This is a genomic window from Azorhizobium doebereinerae UFLA1-100, assembly GCF_000473085.1.
Lineage (GTDB): Bacteria > Pseudomonadota > Alphaproteobacteria > Rhizobiales > Xanthobacteraceae > Azorhizobium > Azorhizobium doebereinerae.
In genome coordinates this window covers 162,337-183,203 of the sequence record NZ_AXBA01000003.1, presented here as the reverse complement: position 1 = coordinate 183,203, position 20,867 = coordinate 162,337, and the positions used below count along the sequence as shown (strand labels likewise).

The following is a 20,867-nucleotide window of genomic DNA, read 5'->3' as shown; positions in this document are numbered from 1 at the left end:
CCGTGGAGTGTCCTCTCACCGGGCGCTGCGTCTCCAGACGAGGACGGCGCCGCCCAAGGCCATAGCGCAAAGCGAGAACCACGTCAGCGCGTAAACGAGGTGGCTGTTGGGAAAGCGCACCACCGTCAGGCCACCGACCGGGAAGCCGCCAGGCACGGGCGTCGCGTCGGCATCGATGAAATAGGGCGCGACATCGCCCAGCCCCCGTGCCGCCGCCATGGCGGGCACGTCGCGCGAATACCAGCGGTCGCCGGCAGGGTCGTTGGACCGCAGGAAGCCGCCCCCGGGCTCGCTGAGACGCAACAGGCCGGTGATGGTGGCCTCGCCCTCCGCCTGCCCGGCCCTGCGGCTCGCCGGATCGCGGCGGTCCACGGGCACGAAGCCCCGGTTCACGAACACGGTGAAGCCATCCGAGGTCCGGAACGGCGCCAGCACCCAATAGCCGCCGCCGAGATCGGTCACGGCCTGCACCAGCACCTCGCGGTCGCTCAGGAAGCGGCCGGTGGCGCGGACTGCGAGATATTCGTGCTTCGCGGCGGTGATCACGGGCCAGTCGGCGGGGCCCGGCGGAGACACGGGCGCGGCGTGGACGCGCTGGTCGACGCGGGCGATCAGGTCCAGCTTCCAGGCGCGGCGCTGGATCTGCCAGACGCCCAGGGCGCAGAACACGCCGGTGCAGACGAGCAGGAAACCGACGAGGAGATAGACGCGGACGGAGCGGACACCGCCCGCGCTGGCAGGGACGGGACCGCCCGCCGCCCCTTGCGGAGCGTGGTCGTCCCCCGTCCCGGTCGGCCCGCTCACGGCATGCGGCTCATGTCGTGCGTGGGCATCATGTTGGTGTTCAGGTGGTACATCACCCACAGCGAGCCGCTGAGGACGATCACCACGATCATGATCGTGAAGATCATGGCCAGCATGCTCCAGCCGCCTTCCGAGCGCGTGTTCATATGGAGGAAGAACACCATATGGACGACGATCTGCACGGCGGCCAGCGCCATGATGACGAAGCCGGTGACCTGGTTGCTGCCGAGCTTGCCCGTCATGACGAGCCAGAACGGAACGGCGGTCAGGACGACCGAGAGGAAGAAGCCGATCAGATAGCTCTTGAGCGAGCCATGGCTGTGGCCATCCTCATGCGCATGGCCGTGCGCATCCGCCGTGTGAGCGTGGGCGTCGGAGCTCATCGCAGCATTCCCATCAGATAGACAAAGGTGAAGACGCCGATCCAGATCACGTCTAGGAAATGCCAGAACATGCTGAGGCACATCAGGCGGCGCCGGTTGGCGGCGATCAGGCCTCGGCGGGTGACCTGCACCATCAGCGTGACCAGCCAGATGATGCCGAAGGTCACGTGCAGGCCGTGGGTGCCCACCAGGGTGAAGAAGGACGACAGGAAGGCGCTGCGCTGCGGCGTCGCGCCCTCGGCGATCATATGGTGGAACTCGGTGAGCTCGATGGACAGGAACGCGAGACCGAACAGGCCGGTGATCGCGAGCCAGACCAGCACCGGCGCAGTCCGCCCCTTCTCCATCGCCAGCATGGCGAAGCCATAGGTGATGGAGGAGAACAGCAGCATGGCGGTATTCACCGCCACGAGATTAAGGTCGAACAGGTCCTTCGGCCCCGGCCCCGCCGCATAGCTGCCGCCCAGCACGCCGAAGGCGGCGAACAGCATCGCGAAGATGAGGCAGTCGCTCATCAGGTAGAGCCAGAAGCCGAGGGCCGTGCTGTGGCCCTCGGGGTGGGCGTGCTCGTCCACCTCGTAGAAGACGGGCGCGCCGGTCTGGGGGGTAGCGGCGGTCGTCATGCTTTCACCTGCGCAGCGATGAGGCGGGTCCGCTCATCCTCGGTCCGCGTCACGTCCGCGGCGGGAATGTCGAAGTCGCGGTTGTAGTTGAAGGTATGTCCGATGGCGATGGCGATCAGGGCGATGAAGCTCACCGCCGCCAGCCACCAGATGTACCAGACCAGAGCGAAGCCGAGGGCCACGCTGCAGATGGCCAGCAGGACGCCCGTGCCGGTGTTCTTCGGCATGTGGATCGCCTTGAAGCCACTCAACGGACGCTTGTAGCCGCGCTGCTTCATGTCCCACCACGCATCGCTGTCATGGATGACGGGCGTGAAGGCGAAGTTGTAGTCCGGGGGCGGCGAGGAGGTCGCCCATTCCAGCGTGCGCGCGTTCCACGGATCGCCCGTCGTGTCGCGCAACTGGTCGCGCTTCAGGATGCTGACGGCGATCTGGATGATGAACGACAGGATGCCCAGGGCGATCAGGCCCGCGCCGAAAGCGGCGATGATGAACCAGATCTGCAGCGAAGGGTCGTCGAACACCCGCAGACGGCGCGTCACGCCCATCAGGCCGAGCACGTAGAGCGGCATGAAGGCGAAGTAGAAGCCCACCACCCAGAACCAGAACGACATCTTGCCCCAGAACGGGTCGAGCTTGAAGCCGAACGCCTTGGGGAACCAGTAGGCGATGCCGGCGAACAGGCCGAACACCACGCCGCCGATGATGACGTTGTGGAAGTGCGCCACCAGGAACAGGCTGTTGTGCAGCACGAAGTCGGCCGGAGGCACGGCGAGCAGGACGCCGGTCATGCCGCCGATGACGAAGGTGAGCATGAACGCCACCGTGTACATCATCGGCACTTCGAACCGGATGCGCCCGCGGTACATGGTGAACAGCCAGTTGAACATCTTCGCCCCGGTCGGGATGGAGATGATCATGGTCGTGATCCCGAAGAACGAGTTCACGCTGGCGCCCGAGCCCATGGTGAAGAAGTGGTGCAGCCACACCAGGTAGGACAGGATGGTGATCACCACCGTGGCGTAGACCATGGAGGTGTAGCCGAACAGGCGCTTGCCGGTGAAGGTCGAGGTGACCTCGGAGAAGATGCCGAACACCGGCAGCACCAGGATGTAGACCTCGGGGTGGCCCCAGATCCAGATCAGGTTCACGTACAACATCGGGCTGCCGCCGAAGTCGTTGGTGAAGAAGTTGGTGCCGACGTAGCGGTCCAGCGACAGCAGCACGAGCACGGCGGTCAGGACCGGGAAGCTGGCGACGATCAGCACGTTGGTGCAGAGCGAGGTCCAGGTGAACACCGGCATCTTCATCAGCGTCATGCCGGGCGCACGCATCTTAACGATGGTGCAGATCAGGTTGACGCCCGATAGGGTTGTGCCGACGCCGGCGATCTGGAGGCCCCAGATATAGTAGTCGACCCCCACGTCCGGACTGTAGCCGATGCCCGACAGCGGCGGATAGGCCAGCCAGCCCGTCTTGGCGAACTCGCCGATGAACAGCGACATCATCACCAGGATCGCGCCGCCTACCGTCATCCAGAAGCTGAAATTGTTCAGGAACGGGAAGGACACGTCGCGCGCGCCGATCTGGAGCGGCACGACAAAGTTCATCAGGCCGGTCACCAGAGGCATCGCCACGAAGAAGATCATGATGACGCCGTGGGCCGTGAAGACCTGGTCGTAATGGTGCGCCGGCAGGTAGCCGTCGGACCCGCCGAAGGCGATGGCCTGCTGGAGGCGCATCATGATGGCGTCGGCGAAGCCGCGCAGCAGCATGATGATGCCGAGCACCATGTACATGATGCCGATCTTCTTGTGGTCCACGCTGGTGAACCAGTCCTTCCAGAGATAGCCCCACAGACGGAAGTAGGTCAGGAGGCCGAAGACCAGGACGCCGCCCGTGGCCACCACCGCGAAGGTGGCGACCAGGATGGGCTCATGGAACGGGAAGCTCTCAAGCGTGAGCCGTCCGAAGATCGGGCTCAGGGGGAGGGACGGAGCTGGGGACATGCCGCCTCGCGTCAGGAATTGGAGGGCTGGCGCAGGGTCGGCATGGGCAAGGCCGACGGGGCGCTGATGGGGGTGAAGGCGGGGGTGGACAGGCCGCCCCCGAGAATGCGGGCGCCGCCGACGGACACGGGAGCGCCGACCGCAGCCTTGCTCAGGTCATCGGGCGCACAGATGCCGACGACATAGGCCGGCTCGCCGCCGAGCACCGCGCCACGGCGGGCATATTTGTCGTAGGCGAGCGGCAGCACGTTGCTGGCGCCCTCCTTGCCCAGGCCGCCCTTGGCATCGATCGCCATCATGTCGCTCGCGCACATCTTGCCCGGCTCGACGCACATGTTGACGATGGCCTTGAACAGGCCGGGATCGACGCTCGGATAATACCGCACTGGCACGTTCTGGCTCGGACGCTCAAGCTCGAGGTAGGCCTGCCGGGTCAGTTCGCCATTGGTGCCCGCCTTCACGCCGGCGACCCACTTGTCGAAATCGGCGGCGGGCAGGCCCTTGAACGCGAAATGCATGCCGGAGAAGCCGGCGCCGCTGTAGTTGGCCGAGAAGCCGCGGTACGAGCCGGCCTCGTTGATGACCGCGTGCAGCTTCGATTCCATGCCCGGCATGGCATAGATCTGCCCTGCCAGCGCCGGCACGAAGAACGAGTTCATCACCGAGGAGGAGGTCAGGCGGAAGGTGATGGGCCGGTTCACCGGAGCGGCCAGCTCGTTGAGCGAGGCGACGCCGTATTCCGGATAGATGAACAGCCACTTCCAATCGAGCGCCACCACATCCACTTCCAGCGGCTTCACGCCGGCGGCGACGGGCTGGTCGGCGGTGATGCGGGACAGCGGGCGGTAGGGGTCCAGCAGGTGCGTCGCCATCCAGGTCAGCGCCCCGAGGCAGATGATGATGAGCAGCGGCGCGGACCAGATCACCAGCTCAAGCTTGGTGGAGTGGTGCCAGTCCGGCTCGTACTTGGCCTCGGTGTTGGTCTGGCGATAGCGCCAGGCGAACAGGATCGTCAGCGCCATCACCGGGATGATGATGAGCAGCATCAGGACGGTCGAGATGATGATGAGGTCGCGCTGCTGCACCGCGACGTCGCCGGACGGGTCGAGGACGACGAAATTGCAGCCGCACAGCACCGCCAGCAGCGGCAGCACGGCGAGGAATCGAAAGCGGCTCACGGGAGCACCTGCCTGGGGGATTGCATGGTGCCGGTTGGCTAGCTGCAGTGCAGCACAAGTGACATTGGACAATTTGCCCAAGGCGCCGATAATCCCCTGTAAGGGAATGAACTTGCCCGGTTCGATCGATCCGGAACGGATCATTCTCTCTGCGGTTGAAGCTCTCGCAAGGGGATGTGAAACATGACGCAGATGGCTTCGACCATGGAACGCGACGCGGTGGCGTTGCACAGCACGGGCGGACGGGTGGATCCCAGTGACATCGCCATCGGCGTCGTCATCGGCCGTACCTCGGAATTCTTCGATTTCTTCGTCTATGCGATCGCTTCGGTGATCGTGTTTCCGCGCCTGCTGTTCCCCGGCGTGGACCCGCTGACGGGTACGCTCTACTCCTTCGGCATCTTCGCGCTGGCCTTCATCGCCCGTCCGTTCGGCACCGCGCTGTTCCTCGCCGTCGACCGCTCGCAGGGGCGCGGGGCGAAGCTCACCATGGCCCTCTTCCTCATGGGCACCTGCACGGTCGCCATCGCCTTCCTGCCCGCATATGGCCAGATCGGCGTCTCGGCCGTCTGGTTGCTGGCGCTGGCGCGGATCGGCCAGGGCCTCGCCTGGGGCGGGGCGTGGGACGGGCTTGCGCCGCTGCTGGCCATGAATGCCCCGGAATCCCGGCGCGGCTGGTATGCCATGCTGCCCCAGCTCGGCGCGCCCCTCGGCCTCATCGTGGCGAGCGTGCTGTTCGCCTTCTTCGCCGGCAACCTCTCCACCGAGGATTTCTATTCCTGGGGCTGGCGCTACCCCTTCTTCGTCGCCTTCGCCATCAACGTGGTGGCGCTGTTCGCCCGGCTGCGCATGGCGGTGACGCCGGAATACGAGGCGCTGTTCGAGCGCGGCGACCTCCAGCCGGCCCCCGTGATCGAAACCGTGCGGGCGGAAGGCCCGGGCATCGCCATCGGCGCGTTCGCGCCGCTGGCGACCTTCGCCCTGTTCCACATGGTGACGGTGTTCCCGCTCTCCTGGGTCTATCTGTTCACCCGGGAAGGCGCGACGCGGTTCCTGATGATCGAGGCCCTCGGTGCCGCGGTGGGCATCGGCGCCATCATCGCTTCCGGCACCATCGCCGACCAGGTCGGCCGGCGCACATTGCTCGGCGCCTCAGCGGTGGCCATCGCCGTGTTCAGCGGCTTCGCCCCGCAGCTTCTGAGCATCGGCGTCGTCGGCGAGACGATCTTCATGCTGCTGGGCTTCGTGCTGCTCGGCATTTCGTTCGGCCAGTCGTCCGGCGCGGTGGCCTCGCTGTTCGCCAATCGCTACCGCTACACGGCCTCGGCGCTGACCAACGACCTCGCCTGGCTGTTCGGCGCCGGCTTCGCGCCGTTCGTCGCCCTGTTCCTGTCGAGCCACTTCGGGCTGCTCTCCGCCGGCGCCTATCTCCTGTCCGGCGCGGTATGCACCCTGCTCGCCCTGCGGCTGAACAAGCGGCTGGAGATGGCGGGGGGCTGATGACACACCGGACCGGCGGGGCCCGCACACCCCGCCGGTTCAGCCGGCCGGGACCAGGATGCGTTCCAACGTGTCCACGAAGCGGTCCGCTTCCTCCTGCGTCAGGCACAGCGGCGGGCGCAGCTTCAGCACATGGCCGAGCCGGCCCGCCGCCCCGATCAAAATCTGTCGCTCTCTCAAGGCGTTGATGAGGCGGGTGGCGCCCTCGGGATCGGGAGCCCCGTCCGCCACCATGTCCACGCCGATATAGAGCCCGGCCCCGCGCACCGCGCCTATGGCCGGCGCGCGCCCGCGCAGGTCGTCGAGGCGCGCCGTGAGATGGGCGCCGAGGGTGGCGGCGTGGGCCATCAGCCCTTCCTCAGCGATGACATCGAGCACCGCCAGGCCGGCGGCGGCGGCCACGGGATTGCCGCCGAAGGTGTTGAAATAGCCGAATCGCTCGCAGAATTGCGCCAGCAGCTCGGGCCGGGTGACGACCCCGCCCATGGGGATGCCGTTGCCCATGGGCTTGCCCATGGTCACGAGGTCCGGCTCCAGCCCATGCCGGGCGAATCCCCACATGGCGCTGCCGGTGCGGGCGAATCCGGGCTGCACTTCGTCGGCGATGAACAGCCCGCCGGCCTTTCGCACCGCAGCAACAGCGCCTTGCAGGAAGCCGGGCGGGTCGGCGAACACGCCGTCGCTGGAGAAGATGGTGTCCACCAGCAGGGCGGCGACCTTGTGCCCGCGCGCCTCCAGGGCCGCGATGGCGGCTTCCACGGCGGCGGTGAAGCCGCCCGCCAGATCATCGCCGAAGCGCGCGGGATCAGGCGCGGGAACGGTTTCCACATGGTCCGGCGGGCGGCCGACCTTGTAGGAGGAGGGCGAGACCTCGGTGACGGCGAAGGTGTTGCCGTGATAGGCGGTCTCGGTGACGATGACCCCCATGCCCCCCGTGGCCATGCGGGCGATCCTGAGCGCCAGATCATTGCTCTCGCTGCCGGTGCAGGTCATGGCGAGGTTGGACAGCGGCGCGGGGAAGGTCGACAGCAGGCGCTCGGCATAATCGTGAATGCCGTCAAAGAGATAGCGCGTATGGCAATTGAGCAGCGCCACCTGACGCTGCACTGCCTCCACCACCTTGGGATGGCAGTGCCCCACCGAGGGCACATTGTTGTACAGGTCGAGATAGCGTTTGCCGTCAAAGGTCTGGATGGTGGCACCGTGCGCCGACACCACATGCAACGGTTGGCGATAGAACAGCACCGAGCCCGCCCCGAAGCTCGCCGCCCGGCGGGCGACCAGGGCCTCCACGTCGCCGCTCAGCCCGCTCCCGTCCGCCTGGGGGCGGAAGGCGTTGAGGGCGAGGATCTGCTGCGTCTTGCTGCTCATTGAGCCTGCTCCGATGGCGCATGCGCCAATTTATCGTGCCCGTCCAGATACCTAGCCGAAGCGGGTGAGGAAATTCTCGGCCAGCGCCAGGGTGCCCTCGGTATAGGGGAGGCCCATCTCCCGGGCGGTGGGGGTCTCGGAATGGGAGGCGATCCAGGCGGTCAGCAAAATGCGGCGAAGCATCACAAATACCGGCAATCGCTGGGCTTCTTCCGTCGATAGCTGAGCATGCGATCGGTAGCCCTCGATCCAGGCGGCTTCCAGCTCCGGAATATAGGGCTCGTGCTCGATGAAGCTGATGGCGGCGGCGAAGTCGTAGAGATACCAGGAGAATCCGCAATCGTCGAAATCGATCAGCGAAAGCCTGTCGCCGTCCACCAGCAGGTTGGCCAAACGTAAATCGGCGTGGATCAACCCGAAGTTCCCCTCGGATTCCCCGAATGCCACACAGTGTCGTTCCAGCACGTCCACCGTGCGCTGGAGGAGCGCCCGGCCGGCATCGTCCAGCCCCAGCCCGGCGCGCCAGTCCCCCCACAAGGGCGCCGCCCCCAAGGTGCTGGCGAAATTCCATCGCTTGCGCACGAACCCCTCCGGCCGGCGCCAGCGCCGGGAATGGGCGTGCAGCCCGGCATGGATGCCCCCGAGCTCGCGGAACCAGCCCACCAGCCCGGCATCCGCCGCCGGCTCGGCGCCGGGCACGAAGTCGAACGCCACCACCTGGCGCTGGGTGCCGGCATCGTCGATGTCGGCGATCAGCCCGCCGCCGGCGAGCGGCACCGGGCGCGGCGTCGCCACCACCTCCTCGTCGCGCAATGCGGTGAGCCAGGCCAGCTCGGAGGCGATCTCGGCGCGGGTGTGATAGCCCGGCCGGTGGACGCGGAACACAAGGTCCCCCTGCCCCGTCCCCGTCGCCTTGAAGGTGGCGTTCTCGGAGATGGTGAGCAGGCTGAGCCCGGTGTCGAGCGGCAGCCCCCAGCGCGGCAGCGCCGCCCGCAGGCCCCCTTCCAGGCGGGCCAGGAAATCGCCGTCATACAAAGCGCAGGCCCTCCCGCGTGGTTGGCTCGGATGATGTGGCACCTTCCACATTTTCCGATGCGGATGCAACATCCGCCCTCTCGAAGACCACGGCTCGCCCGCCGCCCCGCCTCACGGCGCGGCCCGATGGCGGTCGAGGAAGGACAGCAGCACGGCGTCGAACGCCTCCGGCTCCTCATAGAAGGGCATGTGGCTGGAATGCTCGAACAGGTGCAGCTCCGCCTGCGGCAGGGCGCGGGCCATGCGGGCGGCGCAGGCCGGCGTCTGCTCGTCATGGCAGCCGACCGTGATCAGCACCGGCAGGGTCAGCTTCGGCAGGTCCGCCAGCCGGCTCCAGTCCTTCAGATTGCCCACATAGAGAAATTCGTTGGGCCCCTGCATGGCCTCGTAGGGCACCATGTTCCAGTCGTTCAGGGAGCGCAGCACCGGCGCCGGCCACTCCCCCTTCAGGCGGCAGACGTGGCGGTGGTTCAGCAGAATGATGGCGGCGAGATAATCCGGCGCCTTCAGCGTGCCCGCCGCCTCGTGCGCCGCCATCATGGCCACGGTCTCGGCGCCGAGCGCGGCGCGCAGGCGGTGCAGTTCCTGCATCAGGTGCGGCAGGTCCGCCGCCGTGTTCTGGAGGATGAGCGTGCGCACAGCCTCCGGATGGGTGAGGGCATATTCGATGGACAGCCACCCGCCCCAGGAATGGCCGGTGAGATGCACGCGGCCGAGCCCCAGCGCGGTGCGCACCGCCTCCACCTCGGCCACATAGCGGGTGATGGACCACAGCGCCGGATCGTCCGGCCGGTCGGCGGCGCCGCAGCCGAGCTGGTCGAACGCCACCACGCGCCAGCCGTGGTCGGCGAGGAAGGAATGGGCCTCGCGCAGATAGTCGCACGGCAGGCCCGGCCCGCCGTTGAGGCACAGCAGCACATTGTCGCCGGTGCCGAATTCATAGGCCACCACGGTGTGGCCGCCCACATCCACCTTGACCGTCCGGTCCGCCTGCCGCTCCTGCCACATGGCCTGTCCCGCCTCTCCTGAGAGTGCCTTTGAGAGTGCCTTGCCTGCCGCCTCACCCGCGCGGGCGGGCGACGGTGATATCCACCCGCGCGCGCTCCATGGCCCGGCCGATGGCCCCGCCCGGCGCCTTGTCGGTGACCAGCCGGCGCACATCGTGCCAGCGGCCCCAGATGGCCAGGGCCTGCTGGTCGAACTTGGTATGGTCCGCCACCGCAATGGTTTCCGCCGCCCGCAGCATCATCGCCTTGTAGACCGAGGCGGCGGCGGCCTCCGCGTCCGACAGCCCCTCGGGGGTGATGCCGGTTGCGCCGAGGATCGCCCAATTGGCGTTGTAGGATTGCAGGAACTCGATGGTCTCGGCCCCCACCATCATGCCCTCGCGGGCATTGTAGCGGCCGGGGCACATGAGCACGGTGAGCGTCGGGTTCTGCGAGATGACCGTGGCGATGGAAAAGGAATGGGCGATCACGGTGAGGTCGCGGCACTCCGCCGCCATGCGCCGGGCCACATGGGTGGTGGTGGCGCCGGCGCCGATGGCCACCACCTCGTTGGGCTTCAGCAGCTTCACCACCGCCGCCGCCATGGCCTCGCGCTCGGCCACCATCATGCCATGCCGCTCGGTGACGGAGGGCTCGGTGCCCAGCGGGCGCACCGCGCCGCCATAGGTGCGGTTGATGAGGCCCTTCTCGCCCAGTTCGTAGAGGTCGCGCCGGATGGTCTCGGTGGAGACGTCCAGCTCCGCCGCCAGTTCGGAGACCCGCAGGGTGGAGGTGGCCATCAGCTCCGCCACGATGCGCTCGTGCCGCTGCTTCTTGCTGAGTTTCGGCCGCTCCAGCATCACGCTTCCTTATCCTTCCCGCTGTCCGTCGGTCTTGCCCGCCGCATGGCGCGCACCCAGCGGATGCCGTTTCACCCCCCTCCCTGCCCTCCCCCGCAAGGGGGGAGGGCTCCCCGTTCTCACGCCCCGAACGCCCGCAGAATCAGCGCGCCGCCGCCCCCTCCCCCCTTGCGGGGGAGGGTTGGGGAGGGGGGTGAAACGGCCGGAATCGGGCGGCCGATCAGCCATCAGCATAAAGGGATTCCGCGCCGTCCCGCTCATGCCGCGCTCCGCCGGCGCAGCAGCAGCATGACGAGGCCGCCGAGCAGTAAGGCGGCGGCGGCCACCAGGGTGCTCATGGTGCCCAGCGCCGGCACCATGGGCGTATAGCCCGCCACCATCTTGGAATAGAGCCATTTGGGCACGGTGGAATCCGCCCCCGCCGTATAGAGCGAGAGCGGGAAATTGCCCCAGGAGAGCAGGAAGGCGAACAGCGCGCCCGACCAGATGCCGGGCCACAGCAGCGGCAGCGTCACCTCGCGCAGCACCTGCCAGCGGCTGGCGCCGAGATCGCGCGCCGCCTCCTCCAGCGCGGGGTCGAAGCCATAGACCTGGATGGCGATGATGAGCGTGACCACCGGCACGATCCACACCAGATGGGCGAACACCGCCGTCATCCAGGAGGTCTGGATGCCCAGCGCGCTGAACCACAGCAAGAGCGCGAGGCCGAGCACCGGCTGGGGGAAGAAGATGGGCAGCAGCACCAGCTTCTGGAACAGCCGCCGGCCTTTCCAATCATAGCGGGCGAAGGCGAGCGCGCCGAAGAAAGCGAACACCACCGACAGCAGCGTGACCAGCGCCGCCACCAGCAGCGAATTCTCCACGATCATGCCGATCTCGATGGAGGCGAAGGTGCGCTCCCACCATTCGGTGGAGAAGGCGCGCACCGGAAAGCCGAAATAGCGCCCCTTGCTGAGGCTCGCCAGCGCCCCGCACAGGATGGGCAGATAGAGCAGGAGGGCAATGAGGCCGGTCCAGAGCGAGACGAGGAGCGCGGTGCGCCTGCGGGCCTGGTCCATCACCGCCTCCCCAGCAGCCGGTCGAGATCCAGCCGCTGCAAGGCCAGAAGCGTCAGCGTGCCGATGAACAGCGTGACCAGCACGGCAAGGGCCGAGCCCAGCGGCCAGTTCTGCGAATAAGTGAAGGCGATCTCAATGTCATGCGAGATGACGATGACCGACTGCCCGCCCAGGATCTTGGCTTCCGCCACCGCGCCGATGGCGAGCACGAAGGTGAGCAGCGTGCCGATGAGGATGCCCGGCATGGCGAGCGGCACTTCCACCTCGCGCCAGATCTGCCAGCGGCCGGCGCCGAGATCGCGCGCCGCGTCGATCAGGTCGCGCGGCACCATGGCGAGGCCCAGCGTCATGGGAAACAGCATGAAGGGCAGATAGGTATAGACCATGCCCGCCAGGATCATGCCCGAGGTGTAGAGCACCTGCGGGCCGCCGGAAAAGCCCAGCGCCTTGAGCGAGCCGTCCAGCACGCCGTTCTTGATGAAGAACAGCACCCAGCCATAGAGCCGCACGTTCTCCGACACGAACAAAGGGAAGACGAACAGCACGCTCACCAGCCCCGACCAGCGGCCGAACACGAAGGTGAGCCCGAAGGCGATGGGATAGGCGATGAGCGCCAGCAGCACCACGGTGGCGAGCGCGAAGCCGATGGACCACAGGAAGGACAGCCACACCGTGTTGGAGAGGCTGAACAGCTCGGCATAATTGGCCAGCGAAAAGGCGCGCAGCACGGCGAAGCTGCGCGGCGGGGCGAAGGAGAAGGCGAGGATCGCCAGCAGCGGCGCCAGGAAGCCCACCGCCAGGAGGCCGAGCAGCGGCAGGGCCGCGCGGGCGCCGGGCGAGAGGCGGAACGGCAGGCGCGGCGCTCCGGCTGGCTTGGTGGCGGTGTCGGTTGCGCGATCGGACACGGAGAGCGAGACCATCGGCTCAGTTCCGCACCGCGATGGCGTCGCGCGCATCCCAGCCGAGCCGCACGCGCTGGCCCGGCGCGGCATGGAGCGCCTGCGCGCGAGAGAGTTCCACCAGCATCACCTTCTCGCCCACCCGCACCTGATACTGGATGCGCGAGCCCAGCGCATATTCATTGTAGATGACGCCTTCCAGCGCATTGTCGGCGCCCGCCCCCTCCCCCAGCACGCGCAGATATTCCGGCCGCACCACCACATAGGCCGTGGCGGCATCGGCGATCTCCTGGCATGGGGCGAGGGTGAAGCGGCCGGGCACGTCCACCCCGGTCCAATCCTCGACGCCGGCCGCCCGCTCCACGGCGATGACGTTCACCTCGCCCATGAATTCGGACACGAAGCGATCCACCGGCTTGGCATAGATCTCCTCCGGCGTGCCCACCTGGACCAGGCGGCCGGAGCGCATGACGCCGATGCGGTCGGACATCACCATCGCCTCCTCCAGCGAATGGGTGATGTAGACGAAGGTCTTGCCGGTCTCCCGGTGCAGGTCCTTCAGCTCCTTCTCCAGCACCTTCTTGAGCTTGTAGTCGATGGCCGAAAGCGGCTCGTCGAAGAACAGCACGTCCGGGTCATAGGCCAGCGCCCGGGCGAGCGCGACGCGCTGGCGCTCGCCGCCGGAGCATTTCATGACGTTCTTGGCGTAATAGCTCTCCGGCAGGCGGACGACGCCCATCAGCTCCAGCGCACGGGCCTTGCGGGCCTTGGCCGGCACGCCGCGCATCTTGAGCGGGAACTCGATATTCTCGCCCACGCTCTTGTGCGGAAACAGCGCCAGGGACTGGAACACCATGCAGGTGGGCCGCTTTTCCGGCGGCATCTCGTTGATGCGCACGCCGCGCAGGCTGATGTCGCCCGCGCTCGGCGCCTCCATGCCCGCCAGCATGCGCAGCAGAGTGGTCTTGCCCGAGCCGGAGGGGCCGACGATGGTGAGGAACTCGCCCTCCATTACGTCGAGATCGAGCGTCTCCACCGCGACGAAATCGCCGAAGGTCTTGCGCACGCCCACGAGCTGGAGGATCGGCAGGTTCGGCTTGTCGGTGGTCGGCATGAAGGGTCCTGGGCTGGCGTGATGCGGCTTGCGTGATCGAGCGGGAAGAATGATCGAGCGGAACGACATGGCGGCAAGGCTTGCGGCGGCCGGCGCCTCGATCCACGCCGGCCCATAGCGGAGGGCGTTTCACCCCCTCCCTGCCCTCCCCCGCAAAGGGGGAGGGTGACATCGGCGAGGATGCACGAACCGACATTCCGGCTCGCATCGTCAGGCTGTTCAGCGCCCGATCATCACCCCGCGCGACCGGCCCCCTCCCCCCTTGCGGGGGAGGGCTGGGGTGGGGGGTGACGCGGCCGGGGCAGAGCGCGCCGGCCCTTCCCCCACCCCGCGCCCCTACCCGCGCACGCGCTTGGCGGCGTTCATCACGTCGAGTGCCTTGTCGTAGTCCGGCACGATGTCGTACTCCACCGAGCGCGCCATCTCCTCGTCCAGGCTGTCCCACTGGATCGCCTCCAGCTCCTTGGGCGTGAACAGCTTGAAGCAGTCCGGATTGCCCATCTGGGCCACCGGGTTGAAGGTGCCCTCGGCGAAGGCCACCGTGTGCGCCACCTCCGGCGCCTGCACGTATTTCAGAAACTCGATGGCCAGCGGCGAGAGGTTGGGGTTGTTCACCGTGGAGGTGACCTCGATCCAGGAGATGCCGCCCTTGCCGCCGGCCATGGGGCCCTTCAGCGGGGTGATGCCGCGCAGTTCCGGATAGCCGTCGGCGCGGGCGGGCGAGACCGAATAGGTGCCGCCGGTGAGGTGCAGGTCGATCTCGCCGGACACCAGGGCCTGGTTCATGGCGGCGATGTCGCCGATCAGCTTGGCGCCCTTGAACACCCGCTTGGCGGTCTCCTCGAACTTCGCCATCTCCTCCGGCGTGTGGGTCTTGAACGGGTCGATGCCGGCGACCAGGAAGATGTTGAACACATTCCAGTCGTCGCTCTCCAGGATGCCGTATTTCCCGGCGAGCTTGGGGTCGTTGAACAGGTCCCAGCCGGTCTCCTCGGCGGTCTTGCGGCTGATCTTCTTGGTGTTCACCACGAAGGAATAGGGCCCGAAGCGCTGGCAGGAGCCGAGCAATTCCTTGCCGTCGTCGCTCATGGCCCATTTGTAGGGCCATTTGAACATGGGCAGCATCTTGGCGAAGAACGGCTCGAATTCGGCGATGGGCAGCGGCTTGATCAGCTTCTCCGGCGCCATCACCTTGCGCGCCCAGGGATTGTTGACGTTGATCAGGTCCCACACATTGATCTCGCCGGCGCGCAGGCGGTTGATCATGGTGGGGTCGTTGGTCAGGCTCTCCGCCTTCACCGTGGCGCCGGTCTTCTTGCGGAACGGGTCCAGCACCTGGGCGGAGTTGTAGCCCTCCCAGCACAGGATGTTCAGCTCCTTCTCGCGCGCCGCGAAGGCGCGGGAGCTGGCGAACGGGCCGCCGGCCACCGCGAGGCCCGCCGCCATGCCCTGCAGCACGGAGCGTCGTGAAATGCCCGGCTTCGAAATGCTCATGGGTCCGACCCTCTGGAATGGATGTGCCCGCGCCGCGATGGCGCCTGTTCCCGTGTTCAAGCCCGGCCCCGCTGCTCCGCCGGCACAGGTCATCCGCAACCGGACGCGCCTTGCGCCGCCGGCCCAGGACGTGCCTGAAGCGTGGGACTTCTTGTTGAACTATGTTGGATGTTAAGCGCCGCTCCGTGGGCTTTACAACATATTTTTCGCATTGCATCGTCGCCCTCGCAGCGCGGGGCGCCCGTCCCGCCTGAAGACGGAGAGACACATGCTGACAGCGCTCGCGGGGCGCACGGCCATCATCACCGGCGGCAGCAAGGGCATCGGCCGCGGGCTGGCGAAACGCTTCGGCGAGGCCGGGCTGAACGTGCTGGTGGTCGCCCGCTCACTCACCGAGGCCGAGCGGGTGGCCGCCGAGATCGGCCCTTCCGCCTCCGGCTTTGCCGCCGACGTGCGCGACGCCGCCGCCTGCCAGGCGTTCGCCGCCGCGGCGCTGGAGCGCTACGGGCGGATCGACGTGCTGTGCGCCAATGCCGGCATCTTCCCCGCCGCCCGGCTCGACGTGATGACGGGCGACGATTTCGACACCGTCATGGACACCAACCTGAAGGGCACCTTCCTCTCCGTCGCCGCCGTGCTGCCGGCCATGAAGGCGCGGCGCTGGGGGCGGATCGTGGTGACCTCCTCCATCACCGGGCCGATCACCGGCTATCCCGGCTGGGCGCATTACGGCGCCTCCAAGGCCGGCCAGCTCGGCTTCGTGCGCACCGCCGCCATCGAGCTGGCGCCGTGGGGCATCACCATGAATGCGGTGATGCCGGGCAACATCAGGACCGAGGGCCTGGACGGCCTGGGGCCGGACTATTTTGCCAAGATGGAGGCCTCCATCCCCATGGCCCGGCTCGGCGGGGCGGAGGACATCGCCAATGCCGCCCTGTTCTTCGCCTCGGAGGAGGCGGCCTACATCACCGGCCAGTCGCTGGTGATCGACGGCGGGCAGGTGCTGCCGGAATCCCTCGCCGCCCTGGAGGACCTCGGCGGCCCGGCCTGAGAGACGAAAAACCGCCCCCGGCCACGGGGACCGAAGGCGGCTGCCCTGACCGGCAGGGGTGAGGCCGGCCCGCGAACGGGCCGGCGCGATCCTATTCGGCGCCCACCGGCAGCGCCCGGCCGCCCGCCGCCACCTGGTCGGCGGTGATCGGCCGGTTGGGCAGGACGAGGAGATAGACCGCCGCCGAGGCCAGCCCGATCAGCGCGCCCACCACCAGCGCCGGCACGAAGCTGCCGGTGGCCTGGACGATGAAGCCGGTGACGGTGGGCGCCAGCGCGCCGCCGATATAGCCGCCGAAATTCATGATCGAGCCCAGCGAGCCGGTGTTGTTCTCCGGCGCGCACACGCTCACCAGCGCCCAGCCCATGGCGCTCGACGCCCCCGCGCCGAACATCACCACGGCGATGCAGGCCACCGCCAGATTGGTGGAGGGCGCGATGGCGGCGAGATAGGTGAACGTGCCCATCAGGACCAGCGCCACCACGGCGGGAAAGCGCCGGCTGTTGATGGGCGAGAGGCCGGCGCGCATCAGCCGGTCGGCCACATAGCCGGTGCCGATGCTGCCCACCACGCCGAACAGATAGGGGATGGCGGCGAGCCAGCCGGTCTTCTGCAGGCTGAGGCCGCGCTGCATCTCCAGATAGCCGGGCAGCCACGCCTGGAACAGCCACAGCAGATAGACGATGCCGAAGAAGCCGAACACCAGCCCCCAGGTGACGCGGAAGGCGAACAGGTGGCGCCATTGCGCGAACGTGATGGGCTCGGCCTTCCGCCGCGCGCCGCCGTCGGTGAGGTAGCGCTCCTCCTCGGCGGTGAGGCCCACCTCCTCCGGTTCGCGATAGATCGCGAACCAGGCGACCGCCACCATCACGCCGGCGATGCCGACGATGATGAACATCCAGCGCCAGCCGAAGGTCAGCATCAGAGCGGTGAGCAGCGGCGGGGCGATGGAGGGGCCGAGCGTCGAGGTGCAGTTGAAGATGCCGGTGGGCAGGCCGCGGCTGCGCACGTCGTACCAGTCCTTCACCACCCGGGCGCCGGAGGAGAACATGGGCGCCTCGCCCAGGCCGAGGAAGACCCGGGCGGTGACGAATTGCGAGAAGCTGGAGACGAAGCCGCCCGCCGCCTGCGCCACGGACCAGACCAGCAGCCCGCCCGCCAGCAGGCGGCGCGGGCCGAAGCGGTCAATCAGCGCCCCGCCCGGCAATTGAGCGAACGCATAGGCCCACAGGAAGGCCGAGAGCAGCAGGCCCATCTCGGCGATGGAGAGGCCCAGCTCGCCACGGATGGTGGAGCCGCCGATGGCCAGCGTCGCCCGGTCCACGTAATTGATGGTGCCGGCCAGGACCAGCAGGATCAGCGCGGAGCGCTGGATGCGCCGGATGCGCGGCGAGGCCTTCAACTCGGACATTCATATCCTCCCGATGAAACCGGCGGCCTTCGCGCAGCCATGCGCCGTCAAGGGCGCTGCGGGGCCGTCTTGGTCTTGAAAATCCGCCCTCCGGCCGACGCCGCTTGCGCGCCCGGCACCGGAAGGCGAGCGGCATTCTGTATCGCCCTTCTTTCCGGCCGCAAGTCACCACGTGTAGAAACCGGCAAATAAAACGTCCGGTTCCACATGGTGGTATCAAAAATCATCACTATTGGTCGCCACGCGACTGACATTGCATTCATCCATGACTGAATAACATCTCACGATATGGGAATTGCGCTGCAACGCACACCATGGATAGTCATGCATGACCTATGGGAATGCTGTTGCTTACAGGCCGCCGGACGCCGGCGACCGCGCGCCCTTCAGCCACGACCAGGCGGGCGTTCCGCCATGGGGCATCCCGCCCGTGTGGCCCGCCACGGTCGCACCGGCGGCGCCACATCCCCCTGCGGAAGGGGCCGAGCCCAAATCTTAAGCAGATGCGCAAATGCACCGCAGCGCGGCATTTCACGTTGACGAGGCGGACATCCGGTTCCAAAATTGGAACATGGTTCCTTATTTTGGAACAGACTGGATCGAGACCCCCCGCGACTCCATAGGCCCCCATGAGCGCCCTCGGCACCGCCGTCGATATCCTCCGCTGCTTCTCCGAGGCCCGGCCCGAGCTGAGCTTCGCCGAGATCATGGCGGCCACGGGCCTGCCCAAGAGCTCCACCTCGCGCATGCTCCGCGCCCTGCGCGAGGCGCGCCTGCTGGAGCAGGACGAGGTGACCCGCAGGTTCCGCCCCGGCCTGCTCACCTTCGAGCTGGGGCGGCTCTACCGTGCCCATGACGATCTGATCGGCCGCGCCGAGACCGCCCTCAAGGAGGTCTGCGCCCGCACCGGCCACACCGGCTACATCGCCGTGCTGGATGGCTGCGACCAGATGGTGCTGCGCATGGTGCCCGGCTCGAACCCGCTGCGCGTGGTCAGCCCCGCCGGCCAACGCGGCTCGGCCATCGCCACCTCCAACGGCCGGGCCATGCTGGCGCGCCTGTCGGACACGGAGATCCTGGCCCGCCTGCCGGTGCCCTTCCCCGTCCTGCCGCGCAATTCCCCGCACTCGCCGGCCGAGCTGCTGGGCCGCGTCGCCGAGATCCGGCGCACCGGCCAGTCCGCCTCCGACAACGAGGCCATCGAAGGCGTCGCCTCCCAGGGCTTCGCGCTGTGCAACCGTGAGACCGGGGAGATGATCGGCGTGGCCGTGTCCTATTCCAGCCAGGCGACGCCGCCCGAGGAGCGCGCCCATGTGGCGCGCGAGCTCGAAGCCATGGCCCGCGCCGTGGGCAGCGTCATCGGCGATGCCGTGTGGGGCCAGAGCCGCGAGGCCGCGCGATGAGCCGCGCCGTTCCCAATCTCATGGGCCTCGCGCTGCTGCCCAGCGCGCTGTTCTTCGCTTTGTTCTTCTTCCTGCCCATCGGCCTGATGGCGGTGATGAGCTTCCTCACCGGCAATCCGGTGGTGATGCCCAACGTGGTCGCCACCACGCGCCATTACGAGCGCATCCTGGAGGACCCGTTCTATTTCGAGGTGATGTGGACCACGGTGCGCATCGGCCTGTGGACCACCGCCATCACGCTCCTCCTCGGCTATCCCCTCGCCCACCTCATGGCGCGGGTGAAGAGCCGCTCGCTGCACGCGCTGCTGCTGATGGCGGTGCTGATGCCCATGCTCACCGGCATCGTGGTGCGCACCTTCGCCTGGATGGCGCTCCTGTCCGACAAGGGCGTGGTCAACCAATTGCTCCAGGGCCTCGGCTTCGCCCCCATGCAGCTCATGTACAACGAGTTCGGCATCGTGCTCGGCCTCGTGCACATCTATTTGCCGTTCATGATCCTGACACTGACCGGCGTCATCGGCCGCATCGACGAGCGGCTGGAGCAGGCGGCGCAGAATCTCGGCGCCAGCCCGATCCGCGCCTTCGTCGAGGTGACGCTGCCGCTCAGCGTGCCCGGCATCCTCGCCGGCTCGCTGCTGGTCTTCGCTCTGGCCATCAGCGCCTATGTGACGCCGATCCTGATGGGCGGGTTCCAGATCATGACCCTGCCGATCCTGATCTACCAGCAGATTTCCGCCAACTTCAACATCGGCTTCGCCGCCGCGCTGGGCATGGTCCTGCTCGCCCTCTCGCTGGTGCTCGTCGTCGCCTACAACCACATCCTCGCGGCCCTCAGCGGCCAGCGCGATCTCCAGTGAGGCCGGCCATGCTCTCCATCAAGATCGGCCGCTTCGCCTATCTCGCCGCCAACTGGGCGGTGCTGATCTTCCTGCTGCTGCCCATCGCCATCATCTTCGTCTTCGCGCTCAACCCCACGCCCTATATCGAATTCCCGCCCGTGGGCGTGTCGCTGAAGTGGTTCGACAAGTTCTTCGCCTCCAGCCAGTTCATGTCGGCGCTGCTGCTCAGCCTGGAAGTGGCGGCCCTCACCACGGTGGCGGCCACCGTGCTGGGCGCCAGCGCCGCGCTCGGCATCGCCCGGGGCAACGTGCCCGGCTCGCGCGCCATCACCGCCATCATGCTCTCCCCGCTCATGCTGCCGGCCATCCTCACCGGCCTCGCTTTGTTCCAGACCTATGTGCTGATGGACGTGGGCCGCCCGCTGTGGGGCCTGGTGGTGGGCCACTGCCTGGTCACGGTGCCCTATGTGGTGCGCACCACGCTGGCGGTGCTGCACAATTTCGACCTGCGGCTGGAGGAGGCGGCGCGGAACCTCGGCGCCAGCCCGCAGCGCACCTTCTTCGAGATCACCCTGCCGCTGATCAAGCCGGGCGTCATCGCCGGCGGCATCTTCGCCTTCATCGTCTCGTTCGACCAGTTCCCGGTCTCGCTGTTCCTGGTTTCGCCGGGCCAGGAGACGCTGCCGATCACCCTGTTCAACTATCTGAAATACGACCTCGACGGCACCATCGGCGCCGCCTCCGTGGTCTCCATCCTGCTCGCCGCGCTGGTGGTCATCGGCCTCGACCGCACGGTGGGCCTCAGGTCTTACGTGAAGCTCTGAACAACAAGCCGTCCCATCCTTCCAA

Annotated in this window: 19 protein-coding genes; 5 read left to right on the top strand and 14 right to left on the bottom strand. The window is 67.5% G+C overall.

Going from position 1 to position 20,867, the window contains the following annotated elements; translation table 11 throughout:
- Positions 1-15: 15 nt before the first annotated feature.
- Genes YU1_RS0104825 through cyoA form a run of 5 tightly spaced genes read right to left on the bottom strand, consistent with a single transcriptional unit; the run spans position 16 to position 4,997 of the window.
- Positions 16-804: an SURF1 family protein gene (locus tag YU1_RS0104825; RefSeq protein WP_029003096.1), complete on the bottom strand. Its 789-nt coding sequence runs from the start codon at positions 802-804 to the stop codon at positions 16-18.
- A complete protein-coding gene (gene cyoD, locus YU1_RS0104820; protein WP_029003095.1) occupies positions 801-1,187 on the bottom strand; it encodes a cytochrome o ubiquinol oxidase subunit IV in 387 nt (128 codons plus the stop codon). The genes YU1_RS0104825 and cyoD overlap by 4 nt, the downstream gene beginning before the upstream one ends.
- Positions 1,184-1,810: a cytochrome o ubiquinol oxidase subunit III gene (gene cyoC / locus YU1_RS0104815; RefSeq protein ID WP_029003094.1), complete on the bottom strand. Its 627-nt coding sequence runs from the start codon at positions 1,808-1,810 to the stop codon at positions 1,184-1,186. The genes cyoD and cyoC overlap by 4 nt, the downstream gene beginning before the upstream one ends.
- Positions 1,807-3,819: a cytochrome o ubiquinol oxidase subunit I gene (gene cyoB, locus YU1_RS0104810; RefSeq protein WP_029003093.1), complete on the bottom strand. Its 2,013-nt coding sequence runs from the start codon at positions 3,817-3,819 to the stop codon at positions 1,807-1,809. Before cyoB ends, cyoC begins: the two co-directional genes overlap by 4 nt.
- 11 nt (positions 3,820-3,830) lie before the next feature.
- A complete protein-coding gene (cyoA, locus tag YU1_RS0104805; RefSeq protein WP_029003092.1) occupies positions 3,831-4,997 on the bottom strand; it encodes a ubiquinol oxidase subunit II in 1,167 nt (388 codons plus the stop codon).
- Between the two features lie 192 nt (positions 4,998-5,189).
- Between cyoA and YU1_RS0104800 the strand changes: the two genes are divergently transcribed.
- Positions 5,190-6,497, top strand: a complete 1,308-nt coding sequence (locus YU1_RS0104800) for an MFS transporter (RefSeq protein ID WP_245263229.1) — start codon at positions 5,190-5,192, stop codon at positions 6,495-6,497.
- Positions 6,498-6,536: 39 nt separating this feature from the next.
- Here the strand turns inward: YU1_RS0104800 and YU1_RS0104795 are convergent, their stop codons facing one another.
- From YU1_RS0104795 to YU1_RS0104760, 8 genes are all read right to left on the bottom strand, one after another.
- Positions 6,537-7,868 (bottom strand): aspartate aminotransferase family protein, encoded by a 1,332-nt coding sequence (locus YU1_RS0104795; RefSeq protein WP_035713870.1) that lies wholly within the window; start codon positions 7,866-7,868, stop codon positions 6,537-6,539.
- A gap of 51 nt (positions 7,869-7,919) precedes the next feature.
- Complete coding sequence (locus YU1_RS0104790) at positions 7,920-8,903, bottom strand: phosphotransferase enzyme family protein (protein ID WP_029003089.1); 984 nt, start codon at positions 8,901-8,903, stop codon at positions 7,920-7,922.
- A gap of 111 nt (positions 8,904-9,014) precedes the next feature.
- The gene (locus YU1_RS0104785; RefSeq protein WP_029003088.1) at positions 9,015-9,911 is read right to left on the bottom strand and encodes a proline iminopeptidase-family hydrolase; all 897 of its coding nucleotides are present in this window, start codon (positions 9,909-9,911) and stop codon (positions 9,015-9,017) included.
- 52 nt (positions 9,912-9,963) lie between these two features.
- Complete coding sequence (locus tag YU1_RS0104780) at positions 9,964-10,749, bottom strand: DeoR/GlpR family DNA-binding transcription regulator (protein WP_029003087.1); 786 nt, start codon at positions 10,747-10,749, stop codon at positions 9,964-9,966.
- 257 nt (positions 10,750-11,006) lie between these two features.
- The gene (locus YU1_RS0104775) at positions 11,007-11,807 is read right to left on the bottom strand and encodes an ABC transporter permease (protein ID WP_029003086.1); all 801 of its coding nucleotides are present in this window, start codon (positions 11,805-11,807) and stop codon (positions 11,007-11,009) included.
- A complete protein-coding gene (locus YU1_RS0104770) occupies positions 11,807-12,727 on the bottom strand; it encodes an ABC transporter permease (protein WP_029003085.1) in 921 nt (306 codons plus the stop codon). Before YU1_RS0104770 ends, YU1_RS0104775 begins: the two co-directional genes overlap by 1 nt.
- 4 nt (positions 12,728-12,731) lie before the next feature.
- The gene (locus YU1_RS0104765) at positions 12,732-13,820 is read right to left on the bottom strand and encodes an ABC transporter ATP-binding protein (protein ID WP_029003084.1); all 1,089 of its coding nucleotides are present in this window, start codon (positions 13,818-13,820) and stop codon (positions 12,732-12,734) included.
- Positions 13,821-14,156: 336 nt separating this feature from the next.
- Positions 14,157-15,314 (bottom strand): ABC transporter substrate-binding protein, encoded by a 1,158-nt coding sequence (locus tag YU1_RS0104760; RefSeq protein WP_198018830.1) that lies wholly within the window; start codon positions 15,312-15,314, stop codon positions 14,157-14,159.
- Positions 15,315-15,582: 268 nt separating this feature from the next.
- Here YU1_RS0104760 and fabG point away from each other — a divergent pair, with 268 nt between their 5' ends.
- Positions 15,583-16,365, top strand: a complete 783-nt coding sequence (gene fabG / locus YU1_RS0104755) for a 3-oxoacyl-ACP reductase FabG (protein WP_029003082.1) — start codon at positions 15,583-15,585, stop codon at positions 16,363-16,365.
- Between the two features lie 91 nt (positions 16,366-16,456).
- Here the strand turns inward: fabG and YU1_RS28025 are convergent, their stop codons facing one another.
- Complete coding sequence (locus YU1_RS28025) at positions 16,457-17,776, bottom strand: MFS transporter (protein ID WP_051356497.1); 1,320 nt, start codon at positions 17,774-17,776, stop codon at positions 16,457-16,459.
- Between the two features lie 629 nt (positions 17,777-18,405).
- Between YU1_RS28025 and YU1_RS0104745 the strand changes: the two genes are divergently transcribed.
- From YU1_RS0104745 to YU1_RS28020, 3 genes are read left to right on the top strand one after another with little or no spacing between them, the layout of a single operon-like run.
- Positions 18,406-19,179, top strand: a complete 774-nt coding sequence (locus YU1_RS0104745; RefSeq protein ID WP_029003081.1) for an IclR family transcriptional regulator — start codon at positions 18,406-18,408, stop codon at positions 19,177-19,179.
- Positions 19,176-20,036 carry an ABC transporter permease gene (locus tag YU1_RS0104740; protein WP_029003080.1) on the top strand — a complete coding sequence of 287 codons (861 nt, stop codon included), beginning with the start codon at positions 19,176-19,178 and terminating at the stop codon, positions 20,034-20,036. The genes YU1_RS0104745 and YU1_RS0104740 overlap by 4 nt, the downstream gene beginning before the upstream one ends.
- Positions 20,037-20,044: 8 nt before the next feature.
- On the top strand, positions 20,045-20,842 hold the full coding sequence (locus YU1_RS28020; protein ID WP_051356496.1) for an ABC transporter permease: 798 nt from the start codon (positions 20,045-20,047) through the stop codon (positions 20,840-20,842).
- The last annotated feature ends 25 nt before the right edge of the window (positions 20,843-20,867 follow it).

Excerpts from the sequence above, each read along its gene's own strand:
- YU1_RS0104785 (WP_029003088.1), bottom strand. The coding sequence starts at position 9,911 with ATGTGGCAGGAGCGGCAGGCGGACCGGACGGTCAAGGTGGATGTGGGC.
- YU1_RS0104780 (WP_029003087.1), bottom strand. The coding sequence starts at position 10,749 with ATGCTGGAGCGGCCGAAACTCAGCAAGAAGCAGCGGCACGAGCGCATC.
- YU1_RS0104800 (WP_245263229.1), top strand. The coding sequence starts at position 5,190 with ATGGCTTCGACCATGGAACGCGACGCGGTGGCGTTGCACAGCACGGGC.
- cyoC (WP_029003094.1), bottom strand. The coding sequence starts at position 1,810 with ATGACGACCGCCGCTACCCCCCAGACCGGCGCGCCCGTCTTCTACGAG.
- fabG (WP_029003082.1), top strand. The coding sequence starts at position 15,583 with ATGCTGACAGCGCTCGCGGGGCGCACGGCCATCATCACCGGCGGCAGC.
- YU1_RS0104765 (WP_029003084.1), bottom strand. The coding sequence starts at position 13,820 with ATGCCGACCACCGACAAGCCGAACCTGCCGATCCTCCAGCTCGTGGGC.
- cyoB (WP_029003093.1), bottom strand. The coding sequence starts at position 3,819 with ATGTCCCCAGCTCCGTCCCTCCCCCTGAGCCCGATCTTCGGACGGCTC.
- YU1_RS0104760 (WP_198018830.1), bottom strand. The coding sequence starts at position 15,314 with ATGAGCATTTCGAAGCCGGGCATTTCACGACGCTCCGTGCTGCAGGGC.
- YU1_RS28025 (WP_051356497.1), bottom strand. The coding sequence starts at position 17,776 with ATGTCCGAGTTGAAGGCCTCGCCGCGCATCCGGCGCATCCAGCGCTCC.
- YU1_RS0104745 (WP_029003081.1), top strand. The coding sequence starts at position 18,406 with ATGAGCGCCCTCGGCACCGCCGTCGATATCCTCCGCTGCTTCTCCGAG.
- YU1_RS0104795 (WP_035713870.1), bottom strand. The coding sequence starts at position 7,868 with ATGAGCAGCAAGACGCAGCAGATCCTCGCCCTCAACGCCTTCCGCCCC.
- YU1_RS0104740 (WP_029003080.1), top strand. The coding sequence starts at position 19,176 with ATGAGCCGCGCCGTTCCCAATCTCATGGGCCTCGCGCTGCTGCCCAGC.
- YU1_RS0104770 (WP_029003085.1), bottom strand. The coding sequence starts at position 12,727 with ATGGTCTCGCTCTCCGTGTCCGATCGCGCAACCGACACCGCCACCAAG.
- cyoD (WP_029003095.1), bottom strand. The coding sequence starts at position 1,187 with ATGAGCTCCGACGCCCACGCTCACACGGCGGATGCGCACGGCCATGCG.
- YU1_RS0104775 (WP_029003086.1), bottom strand. The coding sequence starts at position 11,807 with ATGGACCAGGCCCGCAGGCGCACCGCGCTCCTCGTCTCGCTCTGGACC.
- YU1_RS28020 (WP_051356496.1), top strand. The coding sequence starts at position 20,045 with ATGCTCTCCATCAAGATCGGCCGCTTCGCCTATCTCGCCGCCAACTGG.